This window comes from Mycobacterium parascrofulaceum ATCC BAA-614 (assembly GCF_000164135.1).
GTDB classification, from domain to species: Bacteria; Actinomycetota; Actinomycetes; order Mycobacteriales; family Mycobacteriaceae; genus Mycobacterium; species Mycobacterium parascrofulaceum.
The window spans coordinates 883,438-898,907 of the sequence record NZ_GG770553.1; the positions used below are offsets into that span (position 1 = coordinate 883,438).

19 protein-coding genes are annotated in these 15,470 nt (G+C 68.7%); 10 read left to right on the plus strand and 9 right to left on the minus strand.

Annotated features, from left to right (window positions below):
• The first annotated feature begins 54 nt into the window (after positions 1-54).
• Positions 55-723 (plus strand): GAP family protein, encoded by a 669-nt coding sequence (locus HMPREF0591_RS04200; RefSeq protein WP_040621081.1) that lies wholly within the window; start codon positions 55-57, stop codon positions 721-723.
• A gap of 34 nt (positions 724-757) precedes the next feature.
• Here the strand turns inward: HMPREF0591_RS04200 and HMPREF0591_RS32920 are convergent, their stop codons facing one another.
• Positions 758-931: a hypothetical protein gene (locus HMPREF0591_RS32920; RefSeq protein WP_007167178.1), complete on the minus strand. Its 174-nt coding sequence runs from the start codon at positions 929-931 to the stop codon at positions 758-760.
• A gap of 118 nt (positions 932-1,049) precedes the next feature.
• On the minus strand, positions 1,050-1,340 hold the full coding sequence (locus HMPREF0591_RS04205) for a hypothetical protein (protein WP_007167179.1): 291 nt from the start codon (positions 1,338-1,340) through the stop codon (positions 1,050-1,052).
• A 161-nt stretch (positions 1,341-1,501) separates the two neighbouring features.
• On the opposite strand from HMPREF0591_RS04205, the gene HMPREF0591_RS04210 reads away from it, so the two are divergent.
• Positions 1,502-1,957 (plus strand): MaoC family dehydratase, encoded by a 456-nt coding sequence (locus HMPREF0591_RS04210; protein ID WP_007167180.1) that lies wholly within the window; start codon positions 1,502-1,504, stop codon positions 1,955-1,957.
• A 68-nt stretch (positions 1,958-2,025) separates the two neighbouring features.
• Here the strand turns inward: HMPREF0591_RS04210 and HMPREF0591_RS04215 are convergent, their stop codons facing one another.
• Both HMPREF0591_RS04215 and HMPREF0591_RS04220 read right to left on the minus strand, forming a co-directional pair.
• Positions 2,026-3,363, minus strand: a complete 1,338-nt coding sequence (locus tag HMPREF0591_RS04215; protein ID WP_031353778.1) for an acyl-CoA dehydrogenase family protein — start codon at positions 3,361-3,363, stop codon at positions 2,026-2,028.
• Positions 3,364-3,402: 39 nt separating this feature from the next.
• Entirely contained in the window at positions 3,403-4,101 is a 699-nt protein-coding gene (locus HMPREF0591_RS04220; RefSeq protein ID WP_007167182.1) for a GAF and ANTAR domain-containing protein, read from the minus strand.
• Between the two features lie 164 nt (positions 4,102-4,265).
• Between HMPREF0591_RS04220 and HMPREF0591_RS04225 the strand changes: the two genes are divergently transcribed.
• Positions 4,266-5,162, plus strand: a complete 897-nt coding sequence (locus HMPREF0591_RS04225; RefSeq protein WP_007167183.1) for a manganese catalase family protein — start codon at positions 4,266-4,268, stop codon at positions 5,160-5,162.
• A 56-nt stretch (positions 5,163-5,218) separates the two neighbouring features.
• Here HMPREF0591_RS04225 and HMPREF0591_RS04230 read toward each other — a convergent pair whose 3' ends face one another.
• Positions 5,219-5,797 (minus strand): hemerythrin domain-containing protein, encoded by a 579-nt coding sequence (locus HMPREF0591_RS04230; RefSeq protein ID WP_007167184.1) that lies wholly within the window; start codon positions 5,795-5,797, stop codon positions 5,219-5,221.
• A gap of 153 nt (positions 5,798-5,950) precedes the next feature.
• Between HMPREF0591_RS04230 and HMPREF0591_RS04235 the strand changes: the two genes are divergently transcribed.
• Positions 5,951-6,868, plus strand: coding sequence for a cation diffusion facilitator family transporter (locus HMPREF0591_RS04235; protein ID WP_007167185.1), 918 nt, complete (start codon positions 5,951-5,953; stop codon positions 6,866-6,868).
• Here the strand turns inward: HMPREF0591_RS04235 and HMPREF0591_RS04240 are convergent, their stop codons facing one another.
• Complete coding sequence (locus HMPREF0591_RS04240) at positions 6,869-7,954, minus strand: F420-dependent hydroxymycolic acid dehydrogenase (RefSeq protein ID WP_040621085.1); 1,086 nt, start codon at positions 7,952-7,954, stop codon at positions 6,869-6,871.
• Positions 7,955-8,020: 66 nt separating this feature from the next.
• On the opposite strand from HMPREF0591_RS04240, the gene HMPREF0591_RS04245 reads away from it, so the two are divergent.
• Together HMPREF0591_RS04245 and HMPREF0591_RS04250 are read left to right on the plus strand one after the other, a co-directional pair.
• The gene (locus HMPREF0591_RS04245) at positions 8,021-8,626 is read left to right on the plus strand and encodes a GNAT family N-acetyltransferase (RefSeq protein WP_007167187.1); all 606 of its coding nucleotides are present in this window, start codon (positions 8,021-8,023) and stop codon (positions 8,624-8,626) included.
• A 37-nt stretch (positions 8,627-8,663) separates the two neighbouring features.
• On the plus strand, positions 8,664-9,059 hold the full coding sequence (locus HMPREF0591_RS04250) for a hypothetical protein (RefSeq protein ID WP_007167188.1): 396 nt from the start codon (positions 8,664-8,666) through the stop codon (positions 9,057-9,059).
• Positions 9,060-9,107: 48 nt separating this feature from the next.
• Here HMPREF0591_RS04250 and HMPREF0591_RS04255 read toward each other — a convergent pair whose 3' ends face one another.
• Positions 9,108-9,755, minus strand: a complete 648-nt coding sequence (locus HMPREF0591_RS04255; RefSeq protein ID WP_007167189.1) for a TetR family transcriptional regulator — start codon at positions 9,753-9,755, stop codon at positions 9,108-9,110.
• Between the two features lie 97 nt (positions 9,756-9,852).
• Between HMPREF0591_RS04255 and HMPREF0591_RS04260 the strand changes: the two genes are divergently transcribed.
• The 4 genes from HMPREF0591_RS04260 (at position 9,853) to HMPREF0591_RS04275 (ending at position 13,749) form a co-directional block, all read left to right on the plus strand.
• Positions 9,853-10,941 (plus strand): ferredoxin reductase, encoded by a 1,089-nt coding sequence (locus HMPREF0591_RS04260; protein ID WP_007167190.1) that lies wholly within the window; start codon positions 9,853-9,855, stop codon positions 10,939-10,941.
• 82 nt (positions 10,942-11,023) lie between these two features.
• Positions 11,024-12,133: a fatty acid desaturase family protein gene (locus HMPREF0591_RS04265; RefSeq protein WP_007167191.1), complete on the plus strand. Its 1,110-nt coding sequence runs from the start codon at positions 11,024-11,026 to the stop codon at positions 12,131-12,133.
• A 51-nt stretch (positions 12,134-12,184) separates the two neighbouring features.
• Positions 12,185-12,709 (plus strand): SRPBCC family protein, encoded by a 525-nt coding sequence (locus HMPREF0591_RS04270; protein ID WP_007167192.1) that lies wholly within the window; start codon positions 12,185-12,187, stop codon positions 12,707-12,709.
• Positions 12,709-13,749, plus strand: a complete 1,041-nt coding sequence (locus HMPREF0591_RS04275; RefSeq protein ID WP_007167193.1) for an LLM class flavin-dependent oxidoreductase — start codon at positions 12,709-12,711, stop codon at positions 13,747-13,749. The genes HMPREF0591_RS04270 and HMPREF0591_RS04275 overlap by 1 nt, the downstream gene beginning before the upstream one ends.
• Here HMPREF0591_RS04275 and HMPREF0591_RS04280 read toward each other — a convergent pair.
• Positions 13,746-14,858 (minus strand): DUF1214 domain-containing protein, encoded by a 1,113-nt coding sequence (locus HMPREF0591_RS04280; RefSeq protein ID WP_007167194.1) that lies wholly within the window; start codon positions 14,856-14,858, stop codon positions 13,746-13,748. The two genes, HMPREF0591_RS04275 and HMPREF0591_RS04280, sit on opposite strands and share 4 nt — an antisense overlap.
• The gene (locus HMPREF0591_RS04285) at positions 14,855-15,442 is read right to left on the minus strand and encodes a TetR/AcrR family transcriptional regulator (RefSeq protein WP_007167195.1); all 588 of its coding nucleotides are present in this window, start codon (positions 15,440-15,442) and stop codon (positions 14,855-14,857) included. The genes HMPREF0591_RS04280 and HMPREF0591_RS04285 overlap by 4 nt, the downstream gene beginning before the upstream one ends.
• Positions 15,443-15,470: the final 28 nt, after the last annotated feature.

Below are 15,470 nucleotides of genomic sequence, written 5' to 3' on the forward strand. Positions count from 1 at the left end.
TCCTGGGGCCCGGTGCGCCCGATGGGGCGTCGCGTGCGTGTGAAAGGTATTGGTGTGTCGGTTCTTTCGGGCTTGGTGCTGGCGAAATTGAGCGCACCGGCGCTGGTGGTGGCGGTTTCGCCGGTACCCATCGTGGTGTCGTTGGTGTTGCTCATTCACAACGATCGGCCCTACTCGTCCAGCGTCGCATACTTGCTGGGCAGGTTGGTCTCACTGACTGTCCTGACGACGGCCTTCATGCGCGCCCCGCGCTTGTTCGACGATCTGGTGGGACCCGCGCCGCCGTGGGGCGATTGGGTGGTCATCGGCGTGGGTGCCGCGCTCGTGGCGTTCGGTGCGTGGCTGTGGTGGCGACGCGCGCACGGGACGGGCCGGCCGGGGTGGGACGGCGGCGTGGGCACGATAACGCCTGCGGCGGCGGCCGCGATCGGGATGCTTCCGATGCTCGCCAATCCCAAGGTGCTGGCCGCCACCGCGGCCGTCGGGACCCAGATCGCCACCTCACGATTGACGGCGCTCAGCGCCGTCGTCGCCGTGGCCTACTACGCCGTGCTGGCGACTTCGACCGTCGCCGCCCCCGTGGTGGCCTACTTCGTCGTCGGGCCACGGATCGACCCGCACCTAGAACGGATCAGGTGCTGGATCCAGGACCGGCACCGGGCACTCGCGGCCATCACCGTTGCGCTGGTCGGATTCGCCGTGGTGCTGTACGGCTTTTCGTAACTGACCGCCCGGTGACGCGCGGGCTGGAGCGCGGTCAGTCTTGCTGGCTTCGCGCCTCGGCTCCCGTTTCCCCGGCGTCGAAGGAATCGTCGGAGCCCGCCGCTCCGACGTACGAGCCGCCGGCCTCTCCGGCCGCGGCGCGCGACCGGGACTCGTGAGCCTCCGGTTCGACGTCGGACTCTGTCTTGTGGCCCTTCGGCTCTGCCATGTGCTTCCTTCCGGTGCGGCTCCTGACTGGTGACGGGTTCCCCGCGCCCGCGCCGCCAAACCAGGCCGCGGACGGTGCCGTCGTGGTGGTGGTTCCGTCGGAGCCGGCAGAGCCTCGATCAGGCCTCGGTCAACGCATCACCGAACCCGCGGACCACGCGGTTGTGCTGGCTTTCGGCGAGCGCCTGACCGGCCCCCAGGACGAGGGCCATGGGCCATTCCAGAATCTGGAGCGCCGCCAGGGCGGCCAGTCCGCCATAGAAGGCGAGATGGTCGACGTGCGGAACCCGTACCCGTCCGATGATCGGGATGTGCAGCCGCACGGTCTCCGCTTCACGGATTCGTTCCGAGGGGCGCGGACGCGTCGGCGCGGCGTGCGCATCGATCGTCGGGCGCTTGCGATCAGGCATGTGGGTTTCCCTTCGTGCGATTCGCGTTTCGCAGGGCTTCCCCGGGCGGCGGCGGTGAAACGAAATCCGGATACCCTCGGCGTGCTCTCGCAGGGGGCGGGCTGGAGAGGCCCCGCGACGTCGGCGCTATTGTTACCACCCGGAGCCAAGGAGGACCTTCGATGCGCACCTTCGAATCGGTGACCGAACTCGCGGCCGCCACCGGCGAGACGATCGGGCACAGCGACTGGGTGACGATCACCCAGGAGGACGTCAACCTGTTCGCCGACGCGACCGGCGATCACCAGTGGATCCATGTCGACCCCGAACGCGCGGCCGCAGGCCCGTTCGGCGGGACGATCGCCCACGGCTTCATGACCCTCGCGCTGCTGCCGCGCCTGCAGCACCAGATCTACACGGTCAACGGCATCAAGCTCGCAATCAATTACGGCCTCAACAAGGTTCGCTTTCCCGCCCCGGTACCGGTCGGCTCGCGGGTGCGTGCACAGACCGCACTGGTCAGCGTCGACGATGTCGGGAACGGCGCCGTGCAGGCGACCATGTCGACCACGGTCGAGATCGAAGGCGCGCCCAAGCCGGCGTGCGTCGCCGAGAGCATCGTCCGCTACATCTCCTGACGGCGAGCAGACGCAGAATCGCACGCCCAAGGCCGCCGAAAAAGGGCGATTCTGCGTCTGCTCGCCGGTCAGAATTCGGCGATCGAGTGTTCTAGGCGCTCGGCCAGTCGCGCCTGCGCCTCGGCGCGCCGGGTCGGTATGTGCGCGGACGGGAAAGGCGTTGTCACGGGCTGATATTCGCGCAAGGTGCGGCGTGCCACCGTCATCTTGTGCAATTCCGTGGCGCCGTCGGCGATACCCAGCGACTCGGCGGCCACCAGCATCTTGACGAACGGCATCTCGTCGGAGACGCCGAGCGCGCCGTGCAGGTGCATGGCCCGTTGCACGACGTCGTGCAGCACCTGGGGCATCGCGACCTTCACCGCGGCGATGTCGCGGCGCACCTTCTGGTAGTCGTGGTGCTTGTCGATCAGCCACGCGGTGCGCAGCACCAGCAGCCGGAACTGCTCGATCTGGATCCAGCTGTCGGCGATCTTCTCCTGAGTCATCTGGAAATCGGACAACCGCCCGTGCCGCGTCTTGCGCGACACCGCACGCTCGCACATCATGTCGAATGCGCTGCGCGCCAACGCGATTGTGCGCATGGCGTGGTGAATGCGACCGCCGCCGAGCCGCGTCTGGGCGATCATGAACGCCTGGCCCTCGCCGCCCAGCACGTGGTCGGCCGGGACGCGGACATGGTTGTACCGGACGTAGCCGTGGCTGGCGCGCTTCGACGATTCGGCGCCCACCCCCACGTTGCGGACGATCTCGATGCCGGGCGTCTCGGCCGGAACGATGAACAACGACATCTTGTCGTACGTGCGCGACTCGGGGTTGGTCACGGCCATCACGATGAAGAACGAGGCGTGCTTGGCGTTGGTGGAGAACCACTTCTCGCCGTTGATCACCCAGTCGTCGCCGTCGCGGGTCGCGGCCGTGACGAATTGGCCCGGGTCCGAACCGCCCTGCGGTTCGGTCATCGAGTAGCACGAGGTGATCTCGCCGTCGAGCAGCGGTTGCAGGTAGCGCGCCTTTTGCTCGTCGGTGCCGAACATCGCCAGGATTTCGGCGTTGCCCGAATCCGGCGCCTGGCAGCCGAACACCGATGGCGCCCAGCGGGACCGGCCGAGGATCTCGTTGAGTAGCGCGAGTTTGACCTGACCGAAGCCCTGGCCGCCGAGTTCCGGCCGCAGGTGCGCGGCCCACAGCCCCTGGTCCTTCACCTGCTGCTGCAACGGCCGCAGGATCGCCATCATCTCGGCGTTCTGCTTGTCATACGGGTCGAGAGCGACCAGATCGAGCGGTTCGAGCTCGTCGACCATGAACTTTTCGACCCAGTCGAGCTTTGCCTGGTATTCGGGGTCGGTTTCGAAATCCCACACGGTGGCCACCCGTTCCCCGGCGCCGCGTCGCGCCGGACTCATCGATGAAGCCACCCCATCGTAGATGGCGGCGACGAAGGGTCAGTTGTCGCCGCGGGTGTCGATGACGCGCTGCGCGATGTCGATGAGCTTGACCTGACTCTCCTGGGACAGCCGGCGCAGCAGGTCGAACGCGCGCAGTTCGTCCACGCCGTAACGCTCCATGATGATCCCCTTGGCCTGGCCGATCCGGTCGCGCGTCGACAGCGCCGATTGCATGTGCCGGCCGTGGTGGCTCGCCATGATGGCCGCGGCGGCGTGCGCGGCGAACACCGTGCCGACGGTCTCCGCCTCGGTATCCCATGCGTCGGGCCGGAAGCTGAACAGGTTCAGTGCACCGGCCGTGCGTTCCGCGGTGTACAGCTTGAACGAGAGGCTGCTCAACACACCGCGTTCCACCGCGGCCGGCGCGTATCGGGGCCAACGGGGTTCGTCGCGCAGGTCGTCGGTGCGCACGATCGTCTGCTTGAGTGCTGCGTCGTGGCAGGGCCCCTCGCCGAAGTCGGTCTGCAGCTTGTCCAGCTGCGCAACCAGGCCGTCGGTGTCCGCCAACGATTCGAACTCCCCGCCCCCCTTGATCAGCAGCACTCCCGCGATGTCCGCGGCCGGGATCAGCTGCACCGCGGCGGTGGTCACGTCGGCGAGCACCTGATCGAGCGAGCGCGGGGCGGCGAAGTCGCGGGCCAGCTCGGCCATGCGCTTGGCCAGCTCGTGCCGGGAACTCGGGTCCGATAAGTCCATAGGGGCGGATTCTCCCCGATCGGGCGAGGGGTGCAACCGCGCGGCCCCGCTCGCCGGTAGGCGTGGTGACGAATGGCGACGGGTGGCCGCCGGCAACGTTTGTTCGCATCGCCCCCGGGTACCCGCCGTCGACCAGCTCGATCTCAACCCGCCGGGGAGGCCCAGTGTTCATCCATAACAAAGCCCTTCAATTCGAGGTTCGGGTCAGCGAGCCCGATCCACGGTTTGCGACGCTGCTGCAGGAGCAGTTCGGCGGCGCCAACGGCGAACTCAAGGCCGCCATGCAGTACTTCACCCAGGCGTTCGTGCTGCGCGACAAGAACCCCAAGATGTACGACCTGTTCATGGACATCGCCACCGAGGAGCTGAGCCACCTCGAGATGGTCGGCTCGATGATCACCATGTTGCTGGACGGCCTCAACGACGACCTGAAGATGGCCAACGAGAAGTGCGACTGGATGCCCGCGGTGGCCAGTGGCGACGGTCGCGACCAGATCATTCACCAGGTCGCGGTCAACCCGCTGTACATGGCGCTGAACGGGGGCAGCCCGGACGTGAGCAACTCGCAAGGCGTGCCCTGGATGGGCTCCTACGTCACCGCCAACGGCGACCCCACGGTGGACCTGCGCAGCAACCTGGCCGCCGAGTCGCGGGCGAAGATCGTCTACGAATACCTCAAGCAGTTCACCGACGACCCGGGCGTGCAGGACACCCTCAGCTTCCTGATGACACGCGAAGTGACGCACTACCAGCAGTTCACCGCCGCGCTGAACGAACTCCCGGTGAACTTCCCGCCGGGGCAACTGGCCGCCGATCCGCGCTTTCAGAACGTCGCGTTCAACATGTCCGACGGCGGCGGAGAATCGATCCGCGGCCCGTGGAACCAGGGTCAGGGACCGTGGCCGGAGGGCATGGAGTGGGAGTACGTGGAGAAGCCCCAGGAGCAGTGGCTGGGCGGTGACACCCGGCAGAACAAGGGCGCACAGCAGAACCCCCAGGGCTCGCCGGCCATCAAGGCCGAGAAGCCCTTCACGCACGAACAACACTCGCCGACAGGCTAATTGGGGACGTGAAGGCCGGGCGCTGAGATATCTCAGCGCCCGGCCTTCGCGTTGGCCTACTTGATCTGCGGATCCGGCGGGTTGTCCTCCCCGCGGCCGGTCACCGCGTCACGCACGTGGTCGACGACCGCCGCGCCCATCCCCATCGTCTTGAGCACGGTCGGGTTGGGCGGGGTGTCCGGGTGGGGCCGGGTCGGCGCGATCTTCTTTGCCTGTTCCAGCTTTTCGCCGATCTTCTCCAGCTCTTCCCGGCTGATCGCCAGCTCGACCTGCGGCCACACCACGTCCTGCTCGTAGGCGATGTGCTCGCGGCCCGCCCGGACGAATTCCTGCAACGCCTCGTGGTAGTCGGGCTCGCCGGGGTTGCCGTCCTCGAGCCGCTGCAACAGCTGCTTTCCCGCCTGCTCCTGCTCGACCGCCTTATCGACCAGTCCGTCGCCGAGCGCCTTGCGCACCGCCGGCCAGAAGAACTGTTCCTCGATGGCTTCGTGCTGCGACTCGGCGATGATGAGATTGTTCACCATCGTTTCCAGGCCGCTGGCCTCGGCGCCCGGCCCCGTCGGCGCCCCGTCGAGCGTCTCGAACAGGCCGAGCACGCTCTTATGGTCGTGGCGAAGAAAAGTGATTGCGTCCATGCCTTGCCTTCCGGTTGGGCTTGTCACTCGAAGTGGCCTGCGGATACCCGGGGTCGGGGGGGCTGAAACGCCGCGCCCGCACCGTGTGGCCGCGCCCGTTCGTGGCAAAACGTCGGTCGTTTCGGAAGGCCGCGTCGGGGGTAGCTCTAGGCGATGGCGGCCGACGGCACAACGAAGTCCGTCGTCGTGGCGTTCGCCGCCAACGCCGGGATCGCGGTGGCGAAGTTCGTCGGCTTCCTGGTCACCGGAAGCTCGGCCATGCTCGCGGAATCGGTGCACTCCCTCGCCGACACCATCAACGAAGTCCTGTTGATGGTCGGCAAGCGCGTCTCGCTCAGGCGCCCAGATGCCTTGCACCAGTTCGGGTATGGCCGCAGCCGGTACTTCTATTCGTTCGTCGTGGCGCTGTTGGTGTTCGTGCTCGGCGCGGTCGCCGCCATGTACGAGGGATACCGGAAGCTGTCCCACCCCGAGCCGTTGACCGACCCCGGAGTCGCCATCGCGATCCTCGTCGTCGCGGCGGTCCTGGAGGGCATCAGCCTGCGGACGGTGCTCAGGGAGTCCAAGCGGCTGAGGGGCTCCGACAATTGGTGGCGCTTCATCCGGAATTCGCGCATTCCCGAACCGCCCGTGGTGCTGCTGGAAGACAGCGCCGCGTTGCTCGGTCTGAGCGTGGCATTCGCCGGCGTGACGTTGACGGCTGCCACCGCAAACCCGTTGTGGGATGCGGTCAGCACCCTGGGCATCGGCGCGCTGCTCGCGGTGATCGCCGTCGTCTTGATCGTCGAGACGCACAGCCTGCTGATCGGCGAGGGCGCAACGACGCACCAGTGCAAAATGATTCGGTCCTCCCTGCAGGCGGCCGAGCATGTCGATTCCGTGGCGGAGCTGCGCACCGAATACCTCGGCCCGGACCAGATGGTGGTTGCCGCGAAGGTCGTATTCGGGCCCGAACAGGAGTTCGCGATGGCCGCCGACGTGATCAAGAACGCCGAGGCTCGCGTTCGGCAGACGGTGCCCGCGGTGCGCGTCGTCTACATCCAGCCCGAGGTCGAGCGCAAGCCGACCTAGCTAGTGCACCTCGGGCAACACGTTGGTCCGGTAGAACTCGATGGCCGTCACCGGATTGCCTTGGGGGAAGTGCAGAAACGGTACGGCGCCTGCGTCGAGGACCCCTTGCACCGCCCTGATGTGCGGGGCCGGATCGGTGCCCACCGTCCAGTTGGCCAGCACCTTGTCGATGGGGTTGACCTCGGCGGCGCGCTGGATCTCGACCGGATTGGGCTGGTCGACGGCGCCGGCGGTAAAACGCCACAGTGCGGCGGCGGTGGCGGCTTCGGCGGCGTCGCCGACGACCGCGAACAGTTCGGCGCGCTTGCCCAGGCTGCCGGGGTCGCGTCCGGCCGCCCGGGCGCCGGTCTCGAATGCGGCCACCAGGGTGGGGTTGGTCATGTCGCGGGCCTGACCGATCCAGCCGTCGCCGTATTGACCGGCCAGTGTTGCGCTCTTGGGGCCGCTGGCCGCCACGAAGATCGGCGGGGGCGTCGGCGGCGTGTCGTACAGCTTCAACGCGTCGGTCTGAAAGTAGCGGCCGGCGAACGATGTTCGCGCCCCGGTCCACAGCCGGCGGATGAGGGTGATGGCCTCGATCAGGCGATCGTGGCGTTCGGTGTACGTGCCGAACGCGTTGGTGGCCGCCTGTTCGTTGAGCCGTTCCCCGGTGCCCACGCCGAGGAACACCCGGCCGGGGCCGAGGATCGCCAGCGAGGCGAAGGCCTGGGCCACCACGGCCGGGTGGTACCGGTACGTGGGACAGGTGACCCCGGTGCCGAACGAGATGCGGCCGGTGGCGTTGCCCACCAAAGCCAGCGTCAGCCACGGGAACATCGAATGGCCCTCGTTGTCCTGCCACGGCTGGATGTGGTCGCTGGCCCAGACATGCCCGAAGCCGGCCTGTTCGGCCGCCCGCGCCTGCGTCACCAGCTGGTCGGTGCGGAACTGCTCGTGGGACAAAACCACACCCACCGCCTTGGCCGCGGGCGGCGGCGGAGCGTCGGGCGTGGCGTGGTCGGTGCCGGGCCGCCCACAGCCTGCGGCGCCGAGCACGCCCGCACCGGCGGCCATCCGCCACAACGCACGCCGCGAAACGCCGGTCACCGTCGTAACGTACCCCCGCATCCGGCGATGACACCCGGGCCGCGGTCCACCCGTTAGCCTGCTGGGATGACTCCCCAGGCAAGCCCCGCGCGGAAGGCCGACCTCCGCGAGCTGTGCCGCACCCTGGCCCGCGCGTTCTCCGACGACCCGGTGATGACCTGGTTGCTGCCCGACGAGGGGACGCGGACCGCGAACCTGTACCGGGTGTTCGCGACGATGACGCGCCACCACCATCTGGGCTGCGGCGGCGTCGAGGTGGCCCGCGGCGGCCCGGATATCGGCGCGGCGGCCCTCTGGGACCCGCCGAACCGGTGGCGCGAGACACGGCTGGGCGAACTGGCGATGACCCCGACGTTTCTGCGGGTGTTCGGCCTGCGCGCGACCAAGGCGCGCGCCGTGCAGGAGCTGATGAAACGCACGCATCCCGAAGAGCCGCACTGGTATCTCGCCGCGATCGGCAGCGACCCCTCGGTCCGCGGCCGGGGCTTCGGGCAGGCGCTGATGCGGTCGCGGCTGGACCGTTGCGACGCCGAGTATTGCCCGGCCTACCTCGAGTCCAGCAAGCCCGAAAATGTGCCGTATTACGAGCGTTTCGGATTCGTCGTCACCCGCGAGATCGTGTTGCCCGACGGCGGCCCGTCGATGTGGGCGATGTGGCGCGCGCCGCGGTAGCGTTTAGCCCCCCTACCCGGCGGGCAACCGTCCCCGCATGAGCGAAAACCCGCAAGGCGACGAGTTGGTGGACCCGGCGGACTTCCCCGAGGAAGGCGGACCCGGGGACACCTTGAACGCCAGCGAAGGCACCGACTCCGACGAAGTGCACAACGACGACGGCGACGTCGTCGTCGATCCGCCCGAGGACTGGAGCGAGGCGGACAAGTTCGGCATGACGGCGCGGGAGGAGCGCGAGGGCGAGTCGCTCGATGCCCGGCTCGCCGAGGAGGAGCCGGACGTCTCCGCCGACGACGTGGCGGAGGTGGGTGCCGACGGTCCGCGCGGGCGCGCGCACCGCGGCCAGATCGACGGCGCCCCCGAGGACGGCCAGTCGCTGTACGAGGTCGTCGACGAGAACGCGGCGCCGGACTTCACTCAGACGACGGAGTGAGGCGCCAGTGTTCGACTGTTCACTCCAACCGGGGTGCGCGAACCGTGGTTAGGGCGTGCTCTTCCAGCCCGCGATCCCGGTCGTGATCATCCGTAGCTGCTTGACGGCGATCCGCCGGATGTCTTCCTGCGCCTCGGCGCTTTGCGCGTCCTCGATCGCTTCGGCGATGACGATCATCGCGTTGACGAACAGCGTCGCCAGCACGTTGAGGTCCTCGGTGGTCCACTCGTGCAGTCGCGGAAAGCGGGCCAGGTCGGTGGCCAGCTCGGAGGTGATCAACCGGATCTCGGTGCGGATGGCATAGCGCAGCACGCTGAGCCCGCTGTTGCGTTCGCGTGCGATGAACCGCCAATGTTCCCGCCGCTGGGCGACGCTGGCGATCAGGATCTCGACGGACGATTCGATCACCCGGTTGGGATCGAGCCTGCCGGCGCGGGCGTCGCGCAGCGTGTCGCGCAGGCTGCGGAACGACTCGTCGATCAGGACCAGCCCGAGGGCCTCCATCGACTCGAAGTGGCGGTAGAAGGCCGCGGGCACGATCCCGACTTCGCGGGTGACCTCCCGCAGGCTCAGGCTGGAAAAGCTGCGGTCTTGCAGCAGCTTGAGCGCCGCGGCGATGATGGCGCGACGGGTCGCCTCCTTGCGCTCCTCGCGCGACCGGCTTTCGCGTGAGCGCTCGCGACCAGAACCTCGCACCCGTGAGCTAGGAGTACGGCTGTTCACTATGTGAACCCTACCACAGACCTGCAGTAAACCCTTGACTGACCGGGTGGTACGGCTGCACGGTGTACATATGTTCACTCAAACCGCTCAGACTTCTCGTCGGGCCCTCGCTCGGACTTTCCGGAAGCGAGTGTTGGGTTCAGACCTCCTCGATCTGCTCACCGGTCCCCACGGCGTCGACCGGTACACCGAGCTGGTGGCGCCGACCTGGACGCTGGGCGAGGCCCGCGCCAAGGTGGTCGACGTGCGTCGCACCACCGCCCGCAGCGTCACCCTCACCCTCGCCCCCAACGAAAGCTTCACGGCCGCCGTCAAGGCCGGCCAGTACGTCAACCTCACCGTCGAGATCGACGGCCGGCGGTTCACCCGCTGCTATTCACCGGCCAACGCCGAGGGCGCCCGCCACCTCGAGCTGACCATCGGGCGCCACGACGGCGGCCTGGTCTCCAACCACCTGTACGAGCACGCCCGCCGCGGCATGGTCGTCGGTTTGGCGGGCGTCGGCGGCGACTTCGTCTTGCCGGCGCAGCGGCCGCGGCGGATTCTCTTCGTCTCCGGCGGCAGCGGCATCACCCCGGTGATGGCGATGCTGCGCACGCTCGTCGCCGAGGGGCACCCGGGTGAGATCGCATTCATCCACTACGCCCGCACCGCGGACGAGGCCTGCTACCGCGCCGAGCTCGCCGGCCTGCCCGGCGTCCGCGTGCTGCACGGCTACACCCGATCCGGCGGCGGCGACCTGGTCGGCCGATTCGACGCCGCGCACCTGGCCGCCGCGATGCCGTCGCCCGACGCGGTGTTCGTCTGCGGGCCAACGGTTCTGGTCGACGCCGTCCGGAGTCACTGCGACAACGTCTACACGGAGAGCTTCGTGCCCCCGTCGTTCGAGGCGCCGGCCAACCCGTCGGGCGGACGGGTCACCTTCTCCGACAGCGGGGTCGACGTCGTCGACGACGGCCGCCCCCTGCTGGAACAGGCCGAATCGGCCGGGCTGTCACCGGAAAACGGCTGCCGGATGGGCATCTGCCACACCTGCACCCGCCGCAAGACCGCCGGAACGGTGCGCAACCTGATCACCGGCGCCGTGTCGACCGGGCCCGACGAGGACGTGCAGATCTGTGTGTCCGTCCCGGTCGGCGATGTCGATCTCTCGCTCTAACGCCAACCCACGCCCGTGGCGATCGCAAGCGCGGCGGAGCCGGGCGCAGCGGGTCGCCACCCAATTACCTGGGGGAAAAGCCATGACACAGAACAAGATCACCCTGACCCCCGAACAGGCCGAGGAGTTCGGCCGTGAGCTGGACGCCATCCGGGAACGCGTGATGGCCGGCCTGGGCGCGGAGGACGCCGACTACATCCGTCGCGTCATCAAGGCGCAGCGCGCGCTGGAAGTCGGCGGCCGTGCGCTGCTCTTCCTGCCGCCCGCCTGGTTGCTGGGCACCGCGATGCTGGGCCTGTCGAAAATCCTGGACAACATGGAGATCGGCCACAACATCATGCACGGCCAGTACGACTGGATGCGCGACCCGGCGATCTCCGGCCGGTCCTTCGAGTGGGACACCGCGTGCCCGGCCGACCAGTGGCGCCATTCGCACAATTACATGCACCACACCCACACCAACATCGTGGGGATGGACCGCGACATCGGCTACGGCATCCTGCGGATGAGCGAGGACCAGCCGTGGGAGCCGTACTTCCTCGGCAACCCGGTCTACGCCTTCCTGCTGATGGTGCTGTTCCAATACGGCGTCGCGCTGCACGAGCTGGAAACCGAACGCATCCGCGCGGGCGAGATCGAGCTCGCCGACAAACGCGAGTTGCTGCGCGCGATCTGGAAGAAGACCAAGCGGCAAACGCTCAAGGACTACGTGGCCTTCCCGCTGCTGGCCGGGCCCTTCGCGCCGTTCGTCTTCGCCGGCAACCTCTCGGCCAACCTGATGCGCAACGTGTGGTCCTACATGATCATCTTCTGCGGCCACTTCCCCGACGGCACCCAGGAATTCACGGTCGAGGAGACCACGGACGAGTCCCGCGGTCAGTGGTACTTCCGCCAGGTCCTCGGCTCGGCGAACCTCACCGGCGGCAAGCTGTTTCACCTGCTGTCGGGCAACCTGTCGCACCAGATCGAGCACCACCTGTTCCCGGACATGCCGGCGCGCCGCTACGCCGAGATCGCACCGGAGGTGCAGGCGATCTGCGAGCGTTACGGCATCCCGTACAACCGCGGCCCGCTGCTGCGCCAGTTCGGCACCGTCGTCCGCAAGATCGTCCGGCTGACCTTCCCGGACTCGGTGCTGCGCAAGGCCTCCGCCGCCGACCGGTCGGCCGACCCGGTCCCCGCGGCCGCCTGACTGTTCGCCCACGTCCCCCACGCGCAAACCGGGCATTGCGCGCGGGGGACAATGGGCTGCGTGCAGTGGACCGGCGCGCGCTACGCGGACAAACCGACGGTGGAGGCATCGACGTGGATCGATGCGGACCCCGCCCGGGTGTGGAGCCTGGTCTCCGACATCAAGCTGATGCCCACGCTGAGCAACGAGCTGCAGGCCGTGGAGTGGGCCGAGGGCGCCGACGCGCCGCGTGTGGGCGCCCGCTTCGTCGGGCACAATCAAAACGAGGCGTTCGGGCAGTGGAGCAGCACCTCGCAGATCGTCGCGTGCGATGAGCCACGCGAGTTCGCCTGGGCGGTCGGCGAGCCGGAAAGGCCGGCGGCGGCATGGCGATTCCGCCTGACGCCGCGAGACGGCGGCACCGACCTGAGCTATTGGATGCAGATGGGGCCGGGCCGGTCGGGGTTGTCCGTGGCGATCGAGGCGATGCCGGACAAGGAACAGAAGATCGTGTTCGTGCGGCTCCGCGAGATCGAGGCCGCGATCGACAAGACACTGGCGACGATCAAGAGGCTTGCCGAGCACGGGGTGCGCTGATGCGGACCGCCACGACGGTCGAGCTGTCGGCCGCCGGCCGGGAAACCGCGGCCTTCGTCGTCGAGGCGGAAAAGCTGGGCCTCGACGTGTGCTGGGTGGCCGAGGCCTGGGGTTCCGACGCCCCGTCCGCGCTGGGCTACCTCGCGGCGCGGACGGAGCGGATCCTGCTGGGCTCGGGCGTGTTACAGGTCGGCGTCCGCTCGCCCGTCATGGTCGCCCAGACCGCCATCACGCTGTCCAACCTGTCGGGCGGGCGGTTCCTGCTCGGGCTGGGCGCGTCCGGCCCGCAGGTGATCGAGGGCCTGCACGGTGTCTCGTTCAGCCGGCCCCTGGCGCGCCTCTCCGAAACCGTCGACATCGTGCGCCAGGCGTTCACCGGAGCAAAAATCTCGCACTCCGGCAGGCAGTTTCAGATCCCCCTGCCCGGCGGCGAAGCGGTGCCGATGCGGCTGTCGACGCGGCCCGAGCATCGGATCCCGATCTACCTGGCCGCGCTGTCACCGGCGATGCTGCGGCTGACGGGGCGGGTCGCCGACGGCTGGCTGGGCACCAGTTTCGTCCCGGAGGGCGCCGGCGACGCGTACTTCGCCCACCTCGACGAGGGCCTGACCGCGGCCGGCCGCACCCGCGCCGACGTCGACATCTGCCAGGGTGCCGAGGTCGCCTTCGCCTCCGACGAGGAGGAACTGCGCGGCATGGTCGCGGGCCGCAAGAAGGAACTCGCGTTCAGCCTCGGCGGGATGGGTTCGTCGAGCACGAACTACTACAACCAGGCCTACAGCAGGCAGGGCTGGGCCGACATCGCCGCCGAGGTGCGCGAGCGCTGGCAACGGGGTGACCGCGACGGCGCGGCCGCGCTGATCACCGACGAGATGGTGCTGGCCACCACACTGATCGGCACCGAGGAGATGGTCCGCGCCCGGCTCGCCGTGTGGCGAGAGGCCGGGGTGAATACCGTGCGGCTGTATCCGGCCGGCGACACGCTGGAGGCGAAACTGCGCACGCTCGGCCGGGCCATCGAGCTGGTCGCCGCGGCCTAGGACAGGTCCGTCGGCGCCTGCGAGACCTGCACCAGCCGCACCTGCGGCCGGGCCGGTACACCGTCGGCCAGGAACCAGCGGAAGGCCAGGTTGCCGCGCGGATAACCCACCGTGGTCAGCGAATTCGGGTGACCGGTCGGTTCGCGGGACAACACGATCGTCACCGAGCCGTCGCTGTTCGGCGCGGCGCTGTGGCCGTTGATCGAGCAGCGGACGTCGGCACCCTCCGAGGCGCCGAACGTGGCCATGAACTGGTTCCACACCACCAGGTTCCAGAACCGGCAGGGCGGTGGCCGATGGGTGATGACCAGGGCTTCGCCGTCGCCGAGCACGAAGCTGCCGTAGGAATAGCAGGCGTCGCGGGCCGACCAGCCGAAGTTGGCGTCGGGCACCTGATAGGGATCGGCGAATTCGTTTGCGGCGTCCGCAGTTTCGTGCCCCAGAGCGTGCTCGTCGTCGGTGCGCGTCCCGACCGCCAGCGGCACGATCGCGAACATCGTGCGCATCCAGGTGGTGACCGCGCGCAGCCTCGCCGCGGTTTCGGCGTCGCCGTGCCGGATCGGTTCCGGCTCGTCGAGCGCCTCGATCCGCCAGGTGACGGGGCGGCCGGTCAGCGGGTCGGCCTGGTAGTCGCGGGTCATCAGCACCGCGGCCTCGGGGGTGGGGCCGAGTTCGAAGGCGAAGTTACCCTCGGCGTCGACGTCGAGATCGGTGTCGCGGACGATCGCGACCACCCGGTCGGACCACGCCCCCGGCGACGGCTCGTTGTAGGCGGTCGCCGAAAAGTACACGCTGTCACCGCGGTTGCCGCTGATCCGGTAGCGCCGCCGCGGATCGACCGGGCAGACGAAGTAGTAGGCGTCGGTGTTGTCGCCGCCCCAGCGCCGGTCGCGGCGGAACGGCGTGTTCACGGCGACGAACTGCGGCCGGCCCGGCTCGGTGAACAGGTAGGTGTCGAAGGCCACGCCGAGCGTGCTGGCGAGCATGCGGTAACCGTCGGCGACGTGCCGGTCGTCGGTCACCGCGCGGTCGCCCTCGGTGAACGAGCGATCGAGGGCGCCGAGGGCGCCGAGCAGGTCCTGCCACGCGGCCATCGTTTCGTGCGTCATGCGCTGATTCCCTTCAGGAGCAACGTGGTGGTGCGATCGACCCAGGCCTCCCCGAGTCCCGAGTCGAGCGCGGTCACGCGGGTGAGCAAGCCCATCAGCGTGATGCCGGCGATGGCGTCGGTGAGTTCGGCGGCCGTCACGTCGGGCCGAACCTCGCCGCGCGCCGCGGCCCGCCCCAGCAACTCGGTGAGGCCTCCGCCGATGACGCCGGCGAACCGCTCCAGCAGCGCCGAATGCAGGGTCGGGTCCGCGGCCATCTCGCCGACCAGTCCCGGCAGGGCTGCCCGGGCGGCCGGGGTGGTCAGGAAAACCATTGAGCGGCTGACCATTTCGCGTAGGTCATCGGGCAGCGATCCGGTATCGGGCAGCTCGGTCGCCGAACCGATCGGGAACACCGCCTCGTGCACGAGGTGCGCCTTGCTGGGCCAGCGCCGGTAGATCGCGGGCTTGCTGGTGCCGGCGCGTTCGGCGATCGCGGAGACCAACAGCCCGGCATAGCCGGTCTCGGCGAGCAGTTCGACGGTCGCGCTCAGCACCGCACCCTCGATGCGCGGGTCACGGGGCCGGCCACAATCCACTACCATTACGAAACTGAAAGTAACATAAGTCGCC

Coding starts and splice junctions, on each gene's coding strand:
- HMPREF0591_RS32920 (WP_007167178.1), bottom strand. CDS start 931: ATGGCAGAGCCGAAGGGCCACAAGACAGAGTCCGACGTCGAACCGGAG.
- HMPREF0591_RS04205 (WP_007167179.1), bottom strand. CDS start 1,340: ATGCCTGATCGCAAGCGCCCGACGATCGATGCGCACGCCGCGCCGACG.
- HMPREF0591_RS04210 (WP_007167180.1), top strand. CDS start 1,502: ATGCGCACCTTCGAATCGGTGACCGAACTCGCGGCCGCCACCGGCGAG.
- HMPREF0591_RS04215 (WP_031353778.1), bottom strand. CDS start 3,363: ATGAGTCCGGCGCGACGCGGCGCCGGGGAACGGGTGGCCACCGTGTGG.
- HMPREF0591_RS04220 (WP_007167182.1), bottom strand. CDS start 4,101: ATGGACTTATCGGACCCGAGTTCCCGGCACGAGCTGGCCAAGCGCATG.
- HMPREF0591_RS04230 (WP_007167184.1), bottom strand. CDS start 5,797: ATGGACGCAATCACTTTTCTTCGCCACGACCATAAGAGCGTGCTCGGC.
- HMPREF0591_RS04235 (WP_007167185.1), top strand. CDS start 5,951: ATGGCGGCCGACGGCACAACGAAGTCCGTCGTCGTGGCGTTCGCCGCC.
- HMPREF0591_RS04245 (WP_007167187.1), top strand. CDS start 8,021: ATGACTCCCCAGGCAAGCCCCGCGCGGAAGGCCGACCTCCGCGAGCTG.
- HMPREF0591_RS04250 (WP_007167188.1), top strand. CDS start 8,664: ATGAGCGAAAACCCGCAAGGCGACGAGTTGGTGGACCCGGCGGACTTC.
- HMPREF0591_RS04260 (WP_007167190.1), top strand. CDS start 9,853: ATGTTCACTCAAACCGCTCAGACTTCTCGTCGGGCCCTCGCTCGGACT.
- HMPREF0591_RS04265 (WP_007167191.1), top strand. CDS start 11,024: ATGACACAGAACAAGATCACCCTGACCCCCGAACAGGCCGAGGAGTTC.
- HMPREF0591_RS04270 (WP_007167192.1), top strand. CDS start 12,185: ATGGGCTGCGTGCAGTGGACCGGCGCGCGCTACGCGGACAAACCGACG.
- HMPREF0591_RS04275 (WP_007167193.1), top strand. CDS start 12,709: ATGCGGACCGCCACGACGGTCGAGCTGTCGGCCGCCGGCCGGGAAACC.
- HMPREF0591_RS04280 (WP_007167194.1), bottom strand. CDS start 14,858: ATGACGCACGAAACGATGGCCGCGTGGCAGGACCTGCTCGGCGCCCTC.
- HMPREF0591_RS04285 (WP_007167195.1), bottom strand. CDS start 15,442: ATGGTAGTGGATTGTGGCCGGCCCCGTGACCCGCGCATCGAGGGTGCG.